The organism is Pseudomonas sp. NPDC096917 (assembly GCF_044762555.1).
Lineage (GTDB): Bacteria > Pseudomonadota > Gammaproteobacteria > Pseudomonadales > Pseudomonadaceae > Aquipseudomonas.
On record NZ_JBIWEO010000001.1, the window covers coordinates 406,512 to 425,489 of the forward strand.

The 18,978-nt window shown below is 58.3% G+C and carries 13 protein-coding genes, 2 tRNA genes and 2 pseudogenes; 13 read left to right on the forward strand and 4 right to left on the reverse strand.

What is annotated here, in order from left to right:
* Nucleotides 1–6: 6 nt before the first annotated feature.
* The 10 genes and pseudogenes from mutL to ACIQYF_RS01845 all read left to right on the forward strand — a co-directional run bounded on the left by mutL (nucleotide 7) and on the right by ACIQYF_RS01845 (nucleotide 11,685).
* Nucleotides 7–1,905, forward strand: coding sequence for a DNA mismatch repair endonuclease MutL (gene mutL / locus ACIQYF_RS01800; RefSeq protein WP_402856190.1), 1,899 nt, complete (start codon nucleotides 7–9; stop codon nucleotides 1,903–1,905).
* Nucleotides 1,905–2,885, forward strand: a complete 981-nt coding sequence (gene miaA / locus ACIQYF_RS01805) for a tRNA (adenosine(37)-N6)-dimethylallyltransferase MiaA (RefSeq protein ID WP_402855969.1) — start codon at nucleotides 1,905–1,907, stop codon at nucleotides 2,883–2,885. The genes mutL and miaA overlap by 1 nt, the downstream gene beginning before the upstream one ends.
* Before the next feature lie 89 nt (nucleotides 2,886–2,974).
* A complete protein-coding gene (hfq, locus tag ACIQYF_RS01810; RefSeq protein ID WP_019411154.1) occupies nucleotides 2,975–3,235 on the forward strand; it encodes an RNA chaperone Hfq in 261 nt (86 codons plus the stop codon).
* Nucleotides 3,236–3,247: 12 nt separating this feature from the next.
* The gene (hflX, locus tag ACIQYF_RS01815; protein ID WP_402855973.1) at nucleotides 3,248–4,549 is read left to right on the forward strand and encodes a ribosome rescue GTPase HflX; all 1,302 of its coding nucleotides are present in this window, start codon (nucleotides 3,248–3,250) and stop codon (nucleotides 4,547–4,549) included.
* 96 nt (nucleotides 4,550–4,645) lie between these two features.
* On the forward strand, nucleotides 4,646–5,827 hold the full coding sequence (gene hflK, locus ACIQYF_RS01820; protein ID WP_402855976.1) for an FtsH protease activity modulator HflK: 1,182 nt from the start codon (nucleotides 4,646–4,648) through the stop codon (nucleotides 5,825–5,827).
* Nucleotides 5,827–6,699, forward strand: coding sequence for a protease modulator HflC (gene hflC / locus ACIQYF_RS01825; RefSeq protein ID WP_402855979.1), 873 nt, complete (start codon nucleotides 5,827–5,829; stop codon nucleotides 6,697–6,699). Before hflK ends, hflC begins: the two co-directional genes overlap by 1 nt.
* A 350-nt stretch (nucleotides 6,700–7,049) precedes the next feature.
* Nucleotides 7,050–8,237 (forward strand): ATP phosphoribosyltransferase regulatory subunit, encoded by a 1,188-nt coding sequence (locus ACIQYF_RS01830; RefSeq protein ID WP_402855982.1) that lies wholly within the window; start codon nucleotides 7,050–7,052, stop codon nucleotides 8,235–8,237.
* Between the two features lie 57 nt (nucleotides 8,238–8,294).
* Nucleotides 8,295–9,584, forward strand: a complete 1,290-nt coding sequence (locus ACIQYF_RS01835; RefSeq protein ID WP_402855985.1) for an adenylosuccinate synthase — start codon at nucleotides 8,295–8,297, stop codon at nucleotides 9,582–9,584.
* Between the two features lie 982 nt (nucleotides 9,585–10,566).
* Nucleotides 10,567–10,827: pseudogene (locus ACIQYF_RS01840) on the forward strand (HAMP domain-containing protein); the annotation flags it as partial.
* A 69-nt stretch (nucleotides 10,828–10,896) separates the two neighbouring features.
* Complete coding sequence (locus ACIQYF_RS01845) at nucleotides 10,897–11,685, forward strand: methyl-accepting chemotaxis protein (RefSeq protein ID WP_402856193.1); 789 nt, start codon at nucleotides 10,897–10,899, stop codon at nucleotides 11,683–11,685.
* Nucleotides 11,686–11,825: 140 nt separating this feature from the next.
* Here ACIQYF_RS01845 and ACIQYF_RS01850 read toward each other — a convergent pair whose 3' ends face one another.
* From ACIQYF_RS01850 to ACIQYF_RS01865, 4 genes are all read right to left on the reverse strand, one after another.
* The gene (locus ACIQYF_RS01850) at nucleotides 11,826–13,379 is read right to left on the reverse strand and encodes an ABC transporter permease (RefSeq protein WP_402855988.1); all 1,554 of its coding nucleotides are present in this window, start codon (nucleotides 13,377–13,379) and stop codon (nucleotides 11,826–11,828) included.
* Entirely contained in the window at nucleotides 13,379–14,401 is a 1,023-nt protein-coding gene (locus tag ACIQYF_RS01855) for an iron ABC transporter substrate-binding protein (protein ID WP_402855991.1), read from the reverse strand. The genes ACIQYF_RS01850 and ACIQYF_RS01855 overlap by 1 nt, the downstream gene beginning before the upstream one ends.
* A 203-nt stretch (nucleotides 14,402–14,604) precedes the next feature.
* Nucleotides 14,605–14,691 (reverse strand) — tRNA-Leu (locus ACIQYF_RS01860).
* 175 nt (nucleotides 14,692–14,866) lie between these two features.
* Nucleotides 14,867–14,953 (reverse strand) — tRNA-Leu (locus ACIQYF_RS01865).
* A gap of 224 nt (nucleotides 14,954–15,177) precedes the next feature.
* On the opposite strand from ACIQYF_RS01865, the gene rnr reads away from it, so the two are divergent.
* The 3 genes and pseudogenes from rnr to ACIQYF_RS01880 all read left to right on the forward strand — a co-directional run.
* On the forward strand, nucleotides 15,178–17,853 hold the full coding sequence (gene rnr, locus ACIQYF_RS01870) for a ribonuclease R (protein ID WP_402855994.1): 2,676 nt from the start codon (nucleotides 15,178–15,180) through the stop codon (nucleotides 17,851–17,853).
* Nucleotides 17,850–18,617, forward strand: a complete 768-nt coding sequence (gene rlmB, locus ACIQYF_RS01875; RefSeq protein WP_322235559.1) for a 23S rRNA (guanosine(2251)-2'-O)-methyltransferase RlmB — start codon at nucleotides 17,850–17,852, stop codon at nucleotides 18,615–18,617. Before rnr ends, rlmB begins: the two co-directional genes overlap by 4 nt.
* 250 nt (nucleotides 18,618–18,867) lie before the next feature.
* A pseudogene (locus tag ACIQYF_RS01880) lies at nucleotides 18,868–18,978 on the forward strand (30S ribosomal protein S6); the annotation flags it as partial.

The window sequence follows — 18,978 nt, forward strand, 5'->3', positions numbered from 1 at the left end:
GAGCTCTTGAGCAGCAGCGCTCGCATTGAACTGCTCAGTCCGCGTCTGGCTAACCAGATTGCTGCGGGAGAGGTGGTTGAGCGTCCGGCATCGGTGATCAAGGAGTTGCTGGAAAACAGCCTCGACTCGGGCGCCAAGCGAATTGATGTGGATGTAGAGCAGGCCGGGATCAAGCTGCTGCGGGTGCGTGACGACGGCAGCGGTATTTCCAGCGACGACTTGCCGCTGGCGCTGGCGCGACACGCCACCAGCAAGATCCGTGACCTTGAAGACCTTGAACGGGTGATGAGCCTGGGTTTTCGCGGGGAGGCATTGGCCTCCATCAGTTCGGTGGCCCGTCTCACCCTGACGTCGCGCACCCGGGGTGCCGATCAGGCCTGGCAGGTCGAAACCGAAGGCCGCGACATGGCGCCCCGGGTTCAGCCCGCCGCGCACCCGGTCGGTACTTCGGTTGAAGTCCGTGACCTGTTTTTCAACACCCCGGCGCGGCGCAAATTCCTCAAAACCGAAAAAACCGAATTCGATCACCTGCAAGAAGTGATCAAGCGTTTGGCGCTGGCGCGTTTTGATGTGGCCTTCAATCTGCGCCACAACGGCAAAAGCATCCTTAACCTGCACGAAGCCCGTGACGATACAGCCCGCGCCCGGCGCGTGGCGGCGGTTTGCGGGCCGGCGTTTCTGGAGCAGGCGCTGCCGATTGAAGTGGAGCGCAATGGCCTGCATTTGTGGGGCTGGGTCGGTTTGCCGACCTTTTCGCGCAGTCAGGCCGATTTGCAGTATTTCTATGTGAATGGCCGTGCGGTGCGCGACAAGTTGGTGGCGCACGCGGTGCGTCAGGCTTATCGCGATGTGCTGTTTAATGGTCGGCACCCGACGTTTGTACTGTTTTTTGAAGTGGACCCGTCGGTGGTCGACGTCAACGTGCACCCGACCAAGCACGAAGTGCGCTTCCGTGACGGGCGCATGGTGCATGACTTTTTGTATGGCACCTTGCACCGCGCCCTGGGCGATGTGCGCCCCGAAGACCAATTGGCGGCGCCTGCGCCAGTGCCGGGTGCTGAGCGCCCAACCGGGCTCGACGCTGGCGAGTTCGGCCCGCAAGGCGAGATGCGCCTGGCCGCTCACCTGCTTGAGCAACCGCAGGCCGCGCCTGTGCCACACGTGCCGGGGGCAGGCGCCGGAGCGGGCTATCAGTCTTACTATCGCCCGCCGTCTTCGACACCCTCTGTGCCGACCGCTGAAGCTAAAAATGCCTACCGCGAATTTTTCGCGCCATTGCCTGAGGCCAATGCGGCGCCGTTACCTGACGGGCAGGGTGATATTCCGCCGTTGGGTTTTGCGCTGGCGCAGCTCAAGGGTATTTATATTCTTGCCGAAAACGCCCACGGGCTGGTGCTGGTGGACATGCACGCAGCCCACGAGCGGATCATGTACGAGCGTCTTAAAGTCGCCATGGCCAGCGAAGGGCTGAGTGGCCAGCCGCTGCTGGTGCCCGAGTCGATTTCGGTCAGTCAGCGTGAGGCCGATTGCGCCGAAGAGCATGCCCAATGGTTCCAGCGACTGGGCTTCGAGTTGCAGCGCCTGGGCCCGGAAACCTTGGCTATTCGCCAAATCCCGGCTTTGCTCAAACAGGCCGAGGCGCAGCGTCTGGTGCATGACGTGCTGGGTGATTTGATGGAATACGGCACCAGTGATCGGATTCAGGCGCACCTCAACGAATTGCTCGGCACCATGGCGTGCCACGGCGCGATCCGCGCCAATCGTCGTTTGGCGGTCCCGGAAATGAACGGCTTGTTGCGTGACATGGAAAACACCGAGCGCAGCGGCCAGTGCAATCATGGTCGTCCGACCTGGACCCAGATGGGCCTGGACGACTTGGACAAACTCTTTTTGCGCGGTCGCTGATGACAGGTTCCAATGCTTTACCCCCGGCCATCTTTTTGATGGGGCCGACAGCAGCCGGTAAAACCGACCTGGCGATTGAGCTGAGCAAAGTGCTGCCTTGTGAGTTGATCAGTGTCGATTCGGCGCTGGTGTATCGCGGCATGGACATTGGCACGGCCAAGCCCTCGAAAGAAATTCTGGCGGCGCACCCGCATCAACTGATCGACATCATCGACCCGGTCCAGAGCTATTCTGCGGCTGATTTTCGCCGTGACGCGCTCACGTCCATGGCTGAGATCACTGCACGGGGTAATATCCCGCTGCTGGTGGGCGGCACCATGCTTTATTACAAGGCGCTTCTTGACGGGCTGGCGGACATGCCGGCGGCTGATCCGCAAGTGCGTGCGCAGCTTGAAGAAGAAGCTCAGCGCCTGGGCTGGCAAGCCCTGCACGATCAGTTGGCGGCCATCGATCCGGAGTCTGCGGCGCGTATTCACCCCAATGATCCGCAGCGTCTGACCCGTGCATTAGAGGTTTATCGGGTCAGCGGCATGAGCATGACGGCCCATCGGCAAAAACAATCTGATCAATCTACTAAAGCAGCAGCTTCTGGGCGCGGACAATTGCCCTATACTGTCGCCCAACTGGCCATCGCTCCGGCGAACCGGCAGGTGCTGCATGAAAGAATTGCACAAAGATTCGGGCAAATGCTGGAACAGGGATTCATTGATGAGGTCTTAGCCCTGCGTAATAGAAGTGACCTGCATGCCGGGTTGCCGTCTATACGTGCAGTGGGCTACCGCCAAGTCTGGGATTACCTGGACGGCAAGCTGACAGCAGCCGAGATGCAGGAGCGCGGCATCATTGCTACGCGCCAATTGGCCAAGCGTCAGTTCACCTGGTTACGCAGTTGGGATGATCTACATTGGCTAGACAGCCTGGACTGCGACAATCTGCCACGAGCCTTGAAATACCTGGATTCGGTCTCCATATTGAGCTGAGTCTTTGGAATTGCCGTCTATCCTATGGGTATGGCGACACCAGCCATCTAATTTTTGTTTCTATTTTTATCCTTACAGGAGTGCGGCATATGTCAAAAGGGCATTCGCTACAAGACCCTTACTTGAATACTTTGCGTAAAGAGAAGGTTGGCGTTTCCATCTACCTGGTCAACGGGATCAAGCTGCAGGGGACTATCGAGTCCTTCGACCAGTTCGTGATCCTGCTGAAAAACACCGTCAGCCAAATGGTTTACAAACACGCTATCTCGACAGTAGTACCAGTGCGTCCAATTCGTTTGCCTAGCGCAACTGAATCGGAACTGGCAGACGCTGAACCAGGTAACGCCTGATAGGAGTCTGCTTTGTTCTTTGAGCGCCACGGTGGTGGTGAGCGAGCGATCCTCGTTCACTTGGAAGGTCAGGACCCTGAGGCGCGCGAAGATCCGCAGGAGTTCCAGGAGTTAGCTGTATCGGCCGGCGCCGAGACTGTCGCGTTTTTTAACGTGCCGCGTCATCGGCCATCGGCCAAGTACCTGATTGGCAGTGGCAAGGTCGAGGAGTTATGCGACCTGGTCAAGGCCGAGAAGGTCGACATCGTGATTTTCAATCACGTCCTCACGCCCAGTCAGGAGCGTAACCTCGAGCGTGTTTTCGAGTGTCGCGTGCTTGACCGTACCGGGCTGATTCTCGACATCTTCGCTCAACGCGCCCGTACCCATGAAGGCAAGCTGCAGGTCGAACTGGCTCAGCTTGATCACATGAGCACGCGTCTTGTGCGTGGCTGGACTCACCTTGAGCGTCAAGGTGGCGGCATTGGTATGCGTGGTCCGGGTGAAACCCAGCTCGAGACCGACCGCCGTCTGTTGCGTATCCGCATCAGCCAGATCAAGGCCCGCCTTAAAAAAGTCCGCAGTCAACGTGAGCAATCCCGTAGAGGGCGCCAGCGCGCCGACATTCCTACGGTGTCGCTGGTGGGGTACACCAACGCCGGCAAATCCACGTTGTTCAATGCGGTCACCGGCTCTGATGTCTTCGCCGCTGACCAACTGTTCGCCACGCTCGACCCGACCTTGCGCCGTCTTGATCTGGGCGACCTGGGGCCGATTGTGCTGGCCGATACAGTGGGCTTTATTCGTCATCTTCCGCACAAGCTTGTTGAAGCATTTCGGTCTACGCTCGAAGAGTCGAGCAACTCTGATTTGTTGCTGCACGTGATTGATGCGCACGAGCCTGAGCGCATGCAGCAGATTGAACAGGTGATGGTGGTGTTGGGCGAAATTGGTGCCCAGGACTTGCCGATCCTCGAGGTCTACAACAAAATCGATTTGATTGAAGGTGTAGAGCCGCAGATCCAGCGCGATGCCGATGGCAAACCGCAGCGGGTCTGGTTGTCGGCCCGTGAAGGTCAAGGGTTGGAGTTGCTTGAGCAAGCTATCGCCGAGTTGCTGGGTAATGATTTGTTCGTCGGCACCTTGCGCTTGCCGCAACGTTTTGCTCGACTGCGTGCACAATTCTTCGAACTGGGAGTTGTGCAAAAGGAACAGCATGACGATGAGGGAGCCAGTTTGTTGGACGTACGCCTGCCGCGTTCCGAGCTAAATCGCTTGGTCAGCCGTGAAGGGATGCAGCCGCTGGAATTCATCGAAGAACACACTTTGCAATAAAAGCCTCGCAAAGCGGCTGTGCCGCTGTGATAGGCATTCTGTAGCATTGGTCGGCGCGCCGTGGGCGCGTCTTTGCTTTATCAGATGGAGAGCGCTATGGCTTGGAATGAGCCGGGTGGCAACTCGAATAATCAAGATCCCTGGGGTAGCAAACGCCCTAAAAATGGCGACCGCAAGGGACCACCAGATCTCGACGAGGCCTTCCGAAAGCTACAGGAAAGCCTGAATGGGTTGTTCGGTGGTGGAAAAAAACGTACTGGCGGTAGTGGCAACGAAGGCGGCCCAAGCGGTAAGGGTGCTGGCTTCGGTCTGCTCGGTATCGGTTTGGTCGTGCTGGCAGCCGCGTGGCTGTACAGCGCGGTGTATGTAGTCGACGAACAGGAGCAAGCCGTGGTGCTGCGCCTGGGCAAGTACTACGAAACCGTAGGGCCGGGTCTGAACATCTACTTCCCGCCGTTCGATAAAAAGTACATGGAAAACGTCACGCGTGAGCGTGCGTACACCAAGCAGGGCCAGATGCTCACTGAAGACGAAAACATCGTCGAAGTGCCGCTGACCGTGCAGTACAAGATCAGCAACCTGCGCGACTTCGTGCTCAACGTTGATCAGCCGGAAGTCAGCCTGCAACAAGCCACCGACAGTGCCTTGCGCCACGTAGTGGGCTCCACTTCGATGGATCAGGTGTTGACCGATGGTCGTGAACAAATGGCTGTAGACGTCAAGGAGCGCTTGCAGCGTTTCCTCGATACCTACAAAACCGGTATCACCGTGACTCAGGTCAACGTACAAAACGCTGCTGCACCGCGTGAAGTGCAGGAAGCCTTTGATGACGTGATCCGTGCCCGTGAAGACGAACAGCGTGCCCGTAACCAGGCCGAAGGCTACGCCAATGGCGTGGTGCCGGAAGCCCGTGGTCAGGCTCAGCGCATTATCGAAGATGCCAACGGCTACCGTGATGAAGTGGTTTCTCGCGCCAAAGGTGAAGCCGACCGCTTTACCAAGCTGGTGGCCGAGTACCGCAAAAATCCTGAAGTGACCCGTGATCGTCTGTATCTGGACACCATGCAGGAAGTCTTCAGCAACACCAGCAAAGTACTCGTGACCGGTAACAAAAACGGCCAGAGCAACCTGCTGTACTTGCCGTTGGACAAAATGATCGAAGGCCGTAATGGCAGCACCCCGGCAACGGGTTCGGCAGCTGCGGCGAGCACCAATGATTCAAGCTCGCACATCAGCACGGATCTGCCGACACCACCGCGTACCAGGGAGAGTCGCTGATGAGCAATAAATCGCTGATCGCCCTTATTGTTGCCGTTGTCGTGGCGATCGTTGCCTGGAACAGCTTCTACATCGTCTCGCAAACCGAGCGTGCAGTGCTGTTGCGCTTCGGTCGTGTGGTTCAGGCGGATGTTCAGCCGGGCCTGCACGTGAAAATTCCATACGTTAACCAGGTGCGTAAGTTCGACGCCCGCCTGATGACGCTGGACGCGCCGACTCAGCGTTTTCTGACGCTGGAAAAGAAAGCAGTGATGGTTGATGCCTTCGCCAAGTGGCGTGTGAAAGATGCCGAGCGCTTCTACACGGCGACCTCGGGCATGAAGCAGATTGCTGACGAGCGCTTGTCGCGTCGTCTGGAGTCGGGCCTGCGTGACCAGTTCGGTAAGCGCACCTTGCACGAAGTGGTGTCGGGTGAGCGTGATGCACTGATGGCTGACATCACCGCATCGCTGAACAAAATGGCTGAGAAAGAGTTGGGTATCGAAGTGGTCGACGTTCGCGTCAAGGCCATTGACCTGCCTAAAGAAGTAAACCGCAGCGTTTTCGAGCGTATGAGCACCGAGCGTGAGCGTGAGGCACGTGAGCATCGGGCCAAGGGTAACGAACTGGCAGAAGGCATTCGTGCTGACGCCGACCGTCAACGTCGTGTTCTGGTGGCCGAGGCTTATCGCCAGTCCGAAGAAGCACGCGGTGATGGTGATGCTCAGGCAGCGGCGATTTACGCCAAGGCTTACGGTCAGGACCAAGAGTTCTACAAGTTCTATCGCAGCCTGCGCGCTTACCGCGAAAGCTTTGCGAACAAGAGCGACGTACTGGTCCTGGACCCAAGCAGCGACTTCTTCCGCTACCTGGAAAAGTCCAAGCCGCAGTAACGCTGTAAATCTGTAGGAGCGAGCTTGCGCGCGATCTTTCGATCTCTTGAAGCTCGTTCCTACAGCAAAAAGCATCATCTGCATTCGCTCCGCCGGGCGGGCAAATTGCCTCGCGGGGTGATCCTTTTAGAAAACGTGTGTATGATGCGGCAGCCGGGAAATTCCCGGCTTTTTTGCGTCTGCATGTTTGATTGACCGAATGGCTGTTATAGCGTCGGCAGATTTTTCGAGGAATGTGCTGAGCCTGTCATTCAGGCTTTTTTGCTGTGCGCGCTGAAGACACAGCCACGTTCTGCTTTACTCAAGGCTCGCCTGCTGGCTGGCCGCCCGGATCATAGGGGAATGGCGTAATGGCAACGGTAGACCGCTGGCTTCTGCCAGATGGCATCGAAGAAGTACTTCCACCTGAGGCAGCCCGCATTGAAGTCGCGCGGCGTCAGGTGTTGGATCTGTTCCAGAGCTGGGGCTATGAGTTCGTCGTCACCCCGCATATCGAATACCTGGAGTCCTTGCTGACAGGGGCTGGCCAGGATCTCGACTTGCGGACCTTCAAGGTTATTGACCCGAAAACGGGTCGCCAGATGGGTTTTCGTGCCGACATCACGCCGCAAGTGGCGCGCATCGATGCGCACACCTTGCGTCGCGAAGGCCCGAGCCGTCTGTGCTACGCCGGTAGCGTGCTGCATGCTCAGCCGCGCGCGTTGTCATCCTCGCGCAGCCCGATCCAGTTGGGTGCCGAGTTGTATGGTGATGCAAGCCCAAGCAGCGACGTAGAAGTCATCAGCCTGATGCTGGCGATGTTGCAACTGGCCGACGTGCCGGATGTGCACATGGACCTGGGGCATGTAGGTATTTACCGTGGGCTGGCCCGTGCGGCCAACCTGTCGGTTGAAGTGGAACAACAACTGTTCGACGCCCTGCAACGCAAGGCGATCGACGAAGTAACGGCCTTGACCGAAGGCTTGCCGGCTGATTTAGCAGGCATGCTCCAGGCGTTGGTTGAATTGTGTGGCGGCCGCGAAGTGCTGGTTGCTGCGCGTGAGCGTCTGGCCAAGGCTCCGGCCCCGGTTCTGGCTGCTCTGGACGACTTGCTGGCCATTGCCGAGCGGTTGTCTGTGCGTTTCCCGCAGTTGCCGCTGTATTTTGACCTGGGTGAGTTGCGTGGGTATCACTACCACACAGGTGTGGTGTTTGCGGTCTTTGTACCGGGCGTTGGAGACTCCATCGCTCAGGGCGGTCGTTATGACGACATCGGTGCTGTGTTCGGGCGTGCCCGTCCGGCGACCGGCTTTTCGACCGATTTGAAAACCCTGGTGACCCTGGGGCGTGCTGAAGTCGAGTTACCGTCTGGCGGTATCTGGATGCCTGACAGCACAGATGCGGCACTCTGGCAGCAGGTTTGCCAGCTTCGCAGTGAAGGTCGGCGTGTGGTTCAGGCGTTGCCTGGGCAGTCACAAGCTGCCGCCCGTGAGGCGGACTGCGACCGCCAATTGATTCAGCAGAACGGCTTGTGGCAAGTAGTGCCGCTGGTTTCTTGAGTTTTCCTGCCGGCGGTTGTTGCCGGCACCAAGTTTGCGCGAATGAGGACAAGTGTTATGGGTAAGAATGTCGTAGTCCTGGGCACCCAATGGGGTGATGAGGGCAAAGGCAAGATCGTTGATCTGCTGACCGAACATGCTGCCGCTGTAGTGCGCTACCAAGGTGGCCACAACGCTGGCCACACCTTGGTAATCGACGGTGAAAAAACTGTTCTGCACCTGATCCCGTCGGGCGTACTGCGCGAAGGCGTGCAGTGCCTGATCGGTAACGGTGTGGTGGTTGCTCCCGACGCCCTGTTGCGTGAAATCATCAAGCTGGAAGAGAAAGGCGTACCGGTGCGCGAGCGCCTGCGTATCAGCCCGTCCTGCCCGCTGATCCTGTCGTTCCACGTGGCGCTGGACCAGGCCCGTGAAAAGGCCCGTGGCGAGCTGAAGATCGGTACTACCGGTCGTGGCATCGGCCCGGCATACGAAGACAAGGTTGCTCGTCGTGGCCTGCGTGTTGGCGATTTGCTGAACATGCCGCGTTTTGAAGCCAAGCTGCGTGAACTGGTGGATTACCACAACTTCATGCTGGTCGGTTACTACAAAGAAACCGCCATCGACTTCGACAAGACTCTGGCCGAGTGCAAAGAATACGCTGAGCTGTTGAAGCCGCTGATGCTGGACGTGACTGCCGAGCTGCACGACCTGCGTCGCGCTGGCAAAGACATCATGTTCGAAGGCGCTCAAGGTTCGTTGCTGGACATCGACCACGGTACCTACCCGTACGTCACCAGCTCCAACACCACTGCGGGTGGCGTTGCGACCGGTTCGGGCGTTGGCCCGATGTTCCTGGACTACATCCTGGGCATCACCAAGGCTTACACCACTCGCGTAGGTTCGGGGCCGTTCCCGACTGAGCTGTTCGACGACGTTGGCGCGCACTTGGCCAAACAAGGTCACGAGTTCGGTGCTACCACCGGCCGTGCTCGTCGTTGCGGCTGGTTCGACGCCGTTATCCTGCGTCGCGCTATCGATGTGAACAGCATCTCGGGCATCTGCCTGACCAAGCTGGACGTACTCGACGGTCTGGAAACCATCAACATCTGCGTCGGCTACAAAGATGCAAATGGTGTTGAAGTGGCGCCGACCGACGCTGACAGCTATGTAGGCCTGGAGCCTGTGTACGAAACCGTACCGGGCTGGACCGAATCGACCGTGGGCGCCAAAACCCTGGAAGAGCTGCCACAAAACGCTCGCGCTTACATCGAGCGCGTAGAAGCACTGATCGGCGCGCCGATCGACATCGTCTCGACAGGTCCGGACCGCAACGAAACCATCGTTCTGCGTCACCCGTTCGCGTAACACGTCGCGATACAAAACAAAGGGCCCTTCTGGGCCCTTTGTTGTTTTTGGGGCATTGCTCTTCGCCAGCTGCTGCGAACGTGATCCCGCCCGCGGCACGACCCTTGCTTTGAAAATGCCATTAGTGTGCCATCAACATTATGGCGCCGTTGTAGAGGGGTTTTCTGTGTCTGCCGTTCTCTCATTGTTACAAAGCCGTTTGCTGCGGCCTGTATTCGTTACCCTCGGTATCGCCCTTTTGGTGCAAGTGCTGGTGGCTGTGGCACTCACACGGAGCACGATCTCGGCGTTGGAGTCTGATTTAGACGCGGGCCTGGCCTCTGACAGTCAAAAGCTCTCGGCTGAATTGGCGCAGGCAGACCGTGAGGTCAAGAGCAGTCTTGAAGGGTTGTCTTCCAGCACTCGCCAGCGTCTGACCGCAGGCTTGGCGCCGCGTCTGAAAGAAGAGCAAATGCAACTGTTGGAAACCCTGGAGAAGAGCCTCAAGGACTCTGCGAATGACATGGCGCAATTGCTGGCGTCTGTTGCGCCCCGTGCAATGTGGGACAACGATGTGCCTGCGCTGTCTGAATTCGCGCGCCGTGCTCAGCGAAATCCCAATGTGTTGTTCGTGGTCTACGACGATGCGACGGGGCAACACCTGACGCGTTATCTCAATCGAGACAACCCCATCAACCAGGCGCTGCTGGAAAAGGGCAAGGGCGAGCGTGCACTGGACAAAGTGCTGGATGCGGCGCGCAGCGATCCGGCGGTGTATTACGTCGAGGCGCCTATCAGCCCGAATGGGGTGGAGATCGGCAAAGTCTTGATGGGGGTTTCCACGGCGTCGGTTGAGCAGGCGCTGGCGGCGTTGGATAAGCGCTTTGCAGCGTTGATAGCCAGCAGTGAGCAATTGGTCGACGCAAGCCTGCAAGGTGCGGCGAGCGACAGCTCAAAGGCGTTGGGAGCTCGTTTGCAGTCGGCTCAGACTGCGGCGGCGCAGATGCAGGCCAATACGGCACTGACGGTGCAGAACGCCGCAGACACCTTGCGCTGGCGCATCGGTTCGAGCCTTGCGCTGGTGGGCTTGGGTGTATTGCTGCTGCTGGCAGTGGTGCTGGGCAGGCGTGTGGTTAACAAATTACTGCTGTTGATTACGGCGCTGAATGATCTGGCGGCGGGCGATGGCGATTTGACCAAGCGGGTGGGTTTGAACAGCAAGGACGAAATTGGCGATATGGCGGCGGCCGTCAATCGTTTTGTCGACAAATTGCAGCCCATCGTGCGCGAGGCGGGGGATGTGGCGCAGCGCACCGGGGTCGAGATTGGCGCCATGAGCTTGCGCAATGCCGGGGCGGATGCGGCCGCGCAGTTGCAGCGTGATGAAGTGGCGCAGAGCCTCAAGGCGCTGTCGACCATGGCGGATGACGCGCAGTCTGAGAGCCAGGCCATGCAGGCGGCGCTTAAACAGGTGGTGGATATTCGTCAGGCGACCGATGAAAACACCCGCACTTCTGCTCAGGTGGGGGGATTGATCGAAGCGCTGGCCGGACAGGTGGGCGCGGGTGCCAAGGTCATCGAGCGGCTGGCGCAGCAAAGCGAGCAGATCGAGGTGGTGCTGACGGTGATCCATGGCATCGCCGAGCAAACTAACTTGTTGGCGTTGAACGCGGCCATTGAGGCTGCGCGGGCCGGTGAGACGGGGCGTGGCTTTGCCGTGGTGGCGGATGAAGTGCGCGCGCTGGCGAGCAAGACGCAAAGCTCCACCGGCGATATTCAGGCGCATATCGTGGCCTTGCAGCAGGGCGCCAAAGAAGCAGTGGCAGCGATTGCTCAGGCTGGGCGCCAGGCCGATGAGGGCTTGGCGGTGTTGCGCGGTAGCGTGCAACTGCAAAAGAGTGTGCAGGTGTCGGTTGAGCAGGTGCACACGGCCATAGGTGAGGCCACTAAAGCCGCTGCGCATCAGGCTCAGGGGGCGCATGCAGTGCGCGGGCGGGTAGAAGTGATTCATGCACAGGCTGAGCGCGCAGCAGAGGCTGTGACGCAGACTACGGCCAGCGGCAAGGTGTTGGATGGTTTGGCGGCGCAACTGAAAGCGAGTTTGGGGCAGTTCAGGGCTTAACTCTGTAGCCGCTGCCCAGGCATGAGGCGGCGATGGGTTGCGAAGCGGCCCCAGGCGGTGGTCCTGGGGCCCGCATTGCAGCTTTCGTGCCTCGTCAGCGACGACAAGAACTGCGGTCGCTAAGGTGAAGGCTTGCTTTTTCAGCGGCTCAAATACATCCGCGTCGTCAGCAAGTACACCGGCAGCCCCGAGACCAATATCAACAGCGCCGCATAAGGTGCCGCCGCCGCGAACTCGATGTTCGAGGTGTGCGCCCAGACCTGTGTGGCCAGGGTGTTAAGCCCGGTAGGGCTCAGCAGCAAGGTCGCGGTCAGCTCCTTCATGGCGTCCAGAAACACCAGTGCGAAGGCGGCCCCCAGCGCCGGGAAGATGATCGGCAGCGTCACCCGGCAAAAAGCCGAGAACGGTGATGCTCCCAAGGTTCGAGCGGCTTCTTCCAACTGCGGGGCGGCCTTGTTCAGCGCCGTGCGGATCGGTGCCTGTGCCAGCGGCAAAAACAGCAGCGCATAGGCGATCAGCAGTAATGCCGAGGTCTGGTACAGCGCGGGCACGTAATGCAGCGAGAAGTACACCAGCGCCAACGCAATCACCAGCCCAGGCAGCGCATGCAGCAGGTAGGGCAGGCGCTCGGCCCAGATTGCCAGTTGGCCTTTGTAACGCACCACCAGCAAGCCAACCGGCACCGCCAGCACCAGGCACAATGCTGCACCGCCCAGCGCCAATGAAAGCGACGAGAACAGTGCCTCGCCAATCGCCGCCATCGGGAATGCCGCCGAGCTGCCTTTGACCAGCCAGTACACCAGCATGCCCAGCGGAATGCCGCTGCCAATCACAGCCAGTAGCAAGCAATACACTTGCCCCAGCAATGACCACTTGCCCAGTCGCACTTGTTCGGCGCGTCTGGCAGCACCTTGGCCGATGCGAATATGTCGGCCTTTGCCGCGCACTTTCAGTTCCAGCCATAACAGGCTCAGGCACATCACCAGCAGCACTGCAGACAGCATTGCGGCATTGGCGTTGCTGAACTCCAGCTCAAATTGCTGGTAGATCGCGGTGGTGAAGGTTTGCAGGCCGATGATCGACAGCGCGCCGAATTCCACCAGCATGTGCAGGGCAATCAGTAATGAGCCGGCCAGCAACGATGGCCAGAGCAGCGGCAGGGTTATTTTGAAAAACACTCCCCAGCGATTCTGACCCAAGGTGCGGGCTGACTCTTCAAGGGCTGGATCAAGGTTGCGCAAGGTGGCTGCGACCGGCAAAAAAATCAGCGGGTATTTTGACAGGCTCATCACCAGAATCGCCCCGCCCAAACCTTCAAAGCTGGCGCTGAGCGAGACCCAGGTAAAGCTGCTGACGAACGCCGGTACGGCAAATGGCAGGCACAGAATTACGCCCCACAGGCGTCTGCCCGGCAAGTTGCTGCGCTCCAGTAACCAGGCCAGTGACAGCCCGACCAGCGCGCAGGTCACGGTAACGCCGATCATCAGCAGCAACGTGTTGCGCATCAGGCCAAACACATAAGGCCGCCAGAGCAGGCTCAGTGCTTGTGTCCAACCGGCTTGCCAGGCCTTGGTGCCGACATACAGCAGTGGCAGCAGGCTAAGCCCGACCAATAACAGGACGGGCAGCAGCAGCCAGATCGACGGGCTTTTGCGTTTCAGGGTGTAGCGCGCGGGTTGGGCGGCAGAGAGCATTAGAGCAGGCCAGTGTCGCGTTCGAGGTCCAGCGCTTCTTCGGCGTTGCCCAGGTCGGCTGGTGTGATCTTGGGGGCTTGCAGCTCATCAAACGGCTTGAGGCCGCGCTCCGAGACCATGCCTTTGCGCATCGGGTATTCGGCGGTGGTGTTGGTGATCACCCGCTGACCTTCTTCGCTGGCCATGTAGGCGAGCAATTGCTGGGCTTCTTTGGGGTGTTTGCTGGCCTTCAGTACGCCGGCGCTGGACACGGTGATCAAGCCGCCTGCATCGCCATCGGTGAAGTAGTGCAGTTTGGAATCCAGTTCGCCTTTTTCTTTTTTCAGGGCAAACCAGTAATAGTTGTTCACCAGAACAGTGGCGACTTCGCCGTTTTCCACCGCCTTGAGCGCCACCATGTTGTTGGTGTAGGTCTTGCCGAAGGCACGCAGGCCGGTCAGCCATTCTTCTGCGGCCTCACGCCCGTGCAGTTTGATGATGGCTACGGCTTGTTCCTGAAAGGCGCCGCTGGTCGGTACGAAACCGACTTTGCCTTGCCATTCAGGGCCTGCAAAATCCAGCACCGACTTAGGCAGGTCTTCTTCCTTGATCAGTTTGGGATTGAACGCCACTACGCGGGTGCGCGCGGTTACGCCGATCCACGTGCCATTGGCGGCCACGTATTCCTTGGGCAGTGCTTGCAGGGTGCTGTCGTCAGCCTTGGCCAGAAAGCCTTGTTCGCCGAGGTTGTTCAGCGGCGGTGATTCTTCGGCGTAGAACACGTCGGCAGGTGAGCGGTCGCCTTCCTCCATGATTTGGCTGGCCAGTTGGTTGCTGCTGCCTTTGCGTACGTTGACGTGAATGCCAGTCTTGGCTTCAAAGGCGGCGGCGAGGTTATCGCCGACTTCCTTGTGCTGGCCGTTATACAACGTCAGGGTGACAGGGTCGGTGGCGTAGGCGGGGGCTGCCAGTGCAAGACCGAGAATGGAAAGAGTCAGACCGCGCAGTAGGGATGTCGCAAACCGGGTATTTCGGAGCATCATTCGCTGGGTTCCTCGCTTGGGTACTACAAAACTTGACACAATAATAAACGATATTGTTTCTCAAGTGCGCTTGACGGCGAGAGCGATGGTCGTAAAAGGGGGTGTTAAAGGAAGGGGTGAGAGATTTGCTTGACCCGAAAATGCAAAAACCCGCTTTCGCGGGTTTTTGTGGGGTTATACAGAGTGAATCTGTAAACCTGAATTGGTGCCCAGAAGAAGACTCGAACTTCCACGGCCTTGCGGCCACCAGCACCTGAAGCTGGCGTGTCTACCAATTTCACCATCTGGGCAGTATCAGCAACGTTGCCGCTGTTGATGTGGCGCACTATACGGAGAGCTGTTTGATCTGTAAACCCCTGTTTTGGTTTTAATAAATCAAATTTTTATAAGATCCCGAAATGCAAAAAACCCGCTTTCGCGGGTTTTGTGTGAGTGTGAAGATTGTACTAATCTCCATCTCTAAATTGGTGCCCAGAAGAAGACTCGAACTTCCACGACCTTGCGATCACCAGCACCTGAAGCTGGCGTGTCTACCAATTTCACCATCTGGGCAGCATCTTCAACGTTGCCGTTGTCGATGGCGCGCACTATACGGATGCCCCTTTGACCTGTAAAGCGTTGTGATTAAAAATATTGCAAATATTTCGCGAATGGTTGGTTAGCGCCTACAAAGCGTGTCAGAACGGGCTAATACAGCACTGTATGAACCCGAAATTTCCCGTTTCAATACGCGTATGCCAAACTAACCCGCATATAGACAAGGTGAAAACTATCTAATGGCCGATTGGCAGACCCTCGATCCCGAGGCCGCACGTGAAGCGGAAAAATACGAAAACCCTATCCCTAGCCGCGAGCTGATCCTTCAGCACCTGGCCGAACGCGGCTCGCCTGCTGCTCGTGAGCAGTTGGTAGAAGAGTTTGGTCTGACGACTGAAGACCAAATTGAGGCTCTGCGTCGTCGCCTGCGTGCGATGGAGCGCGATGCTCAACTGATTTATACCCGCCGTGGCACGTATGCGCCGGTGGACAAACTTGACCTGATTCTCGGCCGCATCAGTGGTCACCGCGATGGCTTCGGTTTCCTGATCCCGGATGATGGCAGTGACGACCTGTTCATGAGCCCGTCGCAAATGCGCCTGGTATTCGATGGCGACCGTGCGCTGGCCCGTGTTTCGGGTCTCGACCGTCGTGGTCGTCGTGAAGGCGTGATTGTTGAAGTGGTCTCGCGTGCTCACGAAACCATCGTGGGTCGCTACTTCGAAGAAGGCGGCATTGGCTTTGTAGTGGCCGATAACCCGAAAATCCAGCAGGAAGTGTTGGTGACGCCGGGCCGCAATGCGGGTGCAAAGATTGGCCAGTTCGTCGAAGTGAAGATCACTCACTGGCCGACGCCGCGCTTTCAGCCGCAGGGTGATGTGCTTGAAGTGGTGGGCAACTATATGGCGCCTGGCATGGAAATCGACATCGCGCTGCGCACCTATGACATTCCTCACGTCTGGCCAGAGGCTGTGCTTAAAGAAGCAGGCCGCCTGAAACCGGAAGTAGAAGAGAAAGACAAAGAGAAGCGCATCGATCTGCGTCATCTGCCGTTCGTTACCATCGACGGCGAAGATGCTCGCGACTTCGATGACGCAGTGTTCTGCGAAGCCAAGCCTGGCAAGCTGCGTCTGTTCTCGGGCGGCTGGAAGTTGTACGTGGCGATTGCCGACGTTTCCAGCTACGTGAAAATCGGTTCGGCGCTGGACGCAGAAGCTCAGGTGCGCGGTAACTCGGTGTACTTCCCCGAGCGTGTAATCCCGATGCTGCCAGAGCAGCTGTCCAACGGTTTGTGCTCCCTGAACCCGAAAGTCGACCGTTTGGCCATGGTGTGCGAGATGACCATCTCCAAAACGGGCGAAATGACTGACTACAAGTTCTATGAGGCGGTGATTCACTCTCAAGCGCGTCTGACCTACAACAAGGTCAGCACCATCCTTGAGCAGCCGAAAACCAGCGAAGCCAAGCAACTGCGCAGCGAATACGCCGATGTGGTGCCGCACCTCAAGCAGCTGTACTCGCTGTACAAGGTGCTGCTGGCTGCGCGTCATACCCGTGGCGCGATTGATTTTGAAACCCAGGAAACCCGAATCATCTTCGGTTCCGAGCGCAAAATCGCTGAAATTCGCCCAACCACCCGCAACGACGCGCACAAGTTGATCGAAGAATGCATGCTGGCGGCCAACGTGGCCACCGCTGAATTCCTCAAGAAGCACGAAATTCCTGCGTTGTACCGCGTGCACGATGGTCCGCCGCCTGAGCGTCTGGAAAAACTCCGCGCGTTCCTTGGTGAGTTGGGTCTGACCCTGCACAAAGGCAAGGATGGTCCGTCGCCGAAGGACTATCAGGCACTGCTTGAAACCATCAAGGATCGTCCGGATTTCCACCTGATCCAGACCGTGATGCTGCGCTCGTTGAGTCAGGCGGTGTACAGCGCTGATAACCAGGGCCACTTTGGCCTGAACTACGAAGCCTATACCCACTTCACTTCGCCGATTCGTCGCTACCCGGACTTGCTCACTCACCGGGCGATTCGCAGTGTCATCCATTCCAAGCAGGATACCCCGCACGTTCTGCGTGCTGGCGCGATGACCATTCCTAAGGCGCGTATTTACCCGTACGACGAAGCGATCCTCGAGCAACTCGGCGAGCAGTGCTCGATGAGCGAGCGCCGTGCCGACGAAGCCACGCGAGACGTGACCAACTGGCTCAAGTGCGAGTTCATGAAGGATCGCGTTGGTGAGACATTCCCAGGTGTTGTCACCGCCGTGACCGGCTTTGGCCTGTTTGTTGAGCTGACCGACATCTATGTCGAGGGTCTGGTCCACGTGACCGCCTTGCCGGGCGATTACTACCACTTCGATCCTGTGCATCACCGCTTGGCGGGCGAACGCACCGGTCGTAGCTTCCGCTTGGGCGACACCGTTGAAGTGCGTGTTATGCGCGTCGATCTCGACGAACGCAAAATCGACTTCGAGATGGCTGAGAAAACCCTTAGCGCGCCCATTGGTCGCAAGAATCGTACGGCTGACGCACCTGCCGGCAAGAGCGCTGGCAAAAATGTCGGCAAGTCCGGTACCAAGGCTACCGAGCCGCCAGTCGAGGCTGCTAAACCAGCGCGTCGCAGTGCGCCGGCCAAGACGGCAAAAAAAACCACTGACGACGCTTATCGTTCAAGCGATGCGGCGGCTAAAAATGCCGAGTTGCGCAAAAGTCGTGAATTGAAAAAGGCGCTGCTGGCCGATGCTAAAAGCGGCGGTCGGACACCGGAGCCGGGAAAGTCGGGGAGGGCAGCACCCGCTAAAGACGCGGGCAAGCCTTCCAAGCCAAGCAAACACCGTAAAGGCCCGCCAAAATCGGGCACCGCTCCAGCCGCCAAAAGCGGCGGGGCGCGCAAACCTAAGGCCAAACCATGAGTCAGTTGGAAAAAATCTACGGCATTCACGCTGTAGAAGCGTTGCTTCGTCACCACCCGAAACGCGTCAAGCAAGTGTGGTTGGCGGAAAGCCGCAACGATCCTCGCGTCCAGACCCTGGTCGCGCTGGCTGCTGAAAACCGGGTCGATGTTGGCCAGGCTGAACGTCGCGAAATGGACGTTTGGGTTGAAGGCGTGCACCAGGGTGTCGTGGCTGAAGTCAGCCCAAGCCAGGTGTGGGGCGAGGCCATGCTCAACGAATTGCTGGATCGCACTGAAGGTGCTCCGCTGATTCTGGTGCTGGACGGCGTGACCGACCCGCACAACCTGGGTGCTTGCCTGCGTACCGCCGATGCGGCCGGTGCTTTGGCCGTTATCGTGCCTAAAGACAAGTCTGCAACGCTGACTCCGACGGTACGAAAAGTAGCCTGCGGCGCAGCGGAAGTGATTCCGTTGGTGGCCGTGACCAACCTTGCCGCGACCCTGAAAAAACTTCAGCAGCGCGGCCTGTGGATCGTTGGCACGGCGGGTGAGGCCGAGCAGGAACTGTACGAACAAGACCTGACGGGGCCGACCATCCTGATCATGGGGGCCGAAGGCAAGGGCATGCGTCGTCTGACGCGTGAGCACTGCGACTACTTGGTGCGTCTGCCGATGGCAGGTAGCGTCAGCAGCCTGAACGTGTCGGTAGCGACTGGCGTATGCCTGTTCGAAGCCCTGCGTCAGCGCAGCGTCAAAGCCAAGGCTCCAGCCAAGAAGAAATAGCAAGCCGTTAATTTGAAGGCTGTGCGGTCCCGCTCGCAGTCTGCGGCATTGGCGACAGGGTAAGGTGAGAACTGATTGTTCAAATAATCACCAATCACCTTGCGCCTCTCCTGTGCCTTCTCTACAATTGCGCCCCTTGCCGTCATGGCGGGCGCATATGTGCCTCTCTAGGCAAGACACACAAGTGTCATTCACTCCTTGTCTGACCGCTTTTTAGTTAGCGGCAGGCTACAACCCGTAAGGAGCATTCATGCGTCATTACGAAATCATCTTTTTGGTCCACCCGGATCAAAGCGAACAAGTCGGCGGCATGGTAGAGCGTTACACCAAGCTGATCGAAGAAGACGGCGGCAAAATCCAC

What these genes read in the sequence shown, in the direction of transcription:
- miaA (WP_402855969.1), top strand. Translation starts at nt 1,905, where the DNA reads ATGACAGGTTCCAATGCTTTACCCCCGGCCATCTTTTTGATGGGGCCG.
- hfq (WP_019411154.1), top strand. Translation starts at nt 2,975, where the DNA reads ATGTCAAAAGGGCATTCGCTACAAGACCCTTACTTGAATACTTTGCGT.
- hflK (WP_402855976.1), top strand. Translation starts at nt 4,646, where the DNA reads ATGGCTTGGAATGAGCCGGGTGGCAACTCGAATAATCAAGATCCCTGG.
- hflC (WP_402855979.1), top strand. Translation starts at nt 5,827, where the DNA reads ATGAGCAATAAATCGCTGATCGCCCTTATTGTTGCCGTTGTCGTGGCG.
- ACIQYF_RS01830 (WP_402855982.1), top strand. Translation starts at nt 7,050, where the DNA reads ATGGCAACGGTAGACCGCTGGCTTCTGCCAGATGGCATCGAAGAAGTA.
- ACIQYF_RS01835 (WP_402855985.1), top strand. Translation starts at nt 8,295, where the DNA reads ATGGGTAAGAATGTCGTAGTCCTGGGCACCCAATGGGGTGATGAGGGC.
- ACIQYF_RS01845 (WP_402856193.1), top strand. Translation starts at nt 10,897, where the DNA reads ATGAGCTTGCGCAATGCCGGGGCGGATGCGGCCGCGCAGTTGCAGCGT.
- ACIQYF_RS01850 (WP_402855988.1), bottom strand. Translation starts at nt 13,379, where the DNA reads ATGCTCTCTGCCGCCCAACCCGCGCGCTACACCCTGAAACGCAAAAGC.
- ACIQYF_RS01855 (WP_402855991.1), bottom strand. Translation starts at nt 14,401, where the DNA reads ATGATGCTCCGAAATACCCGGTTTGCGACATCCCTACTGCGCGGTCTG.
- rnr (WP_402855994.1), top strand. Translation starts at nt 15,178, where the DNA reads ATGGCCGATTGGCAGACCCTCGATCCCGAGGCCGCACGTGAAGCGGAA.
- rlmB (WP_322235559.1), top strand. Translation starts at nt 17,850, where the DNA reads ATGAGTCAGTTGGAAAAAATCTACGGCATTCACGCTGTAGAAGCGTTG.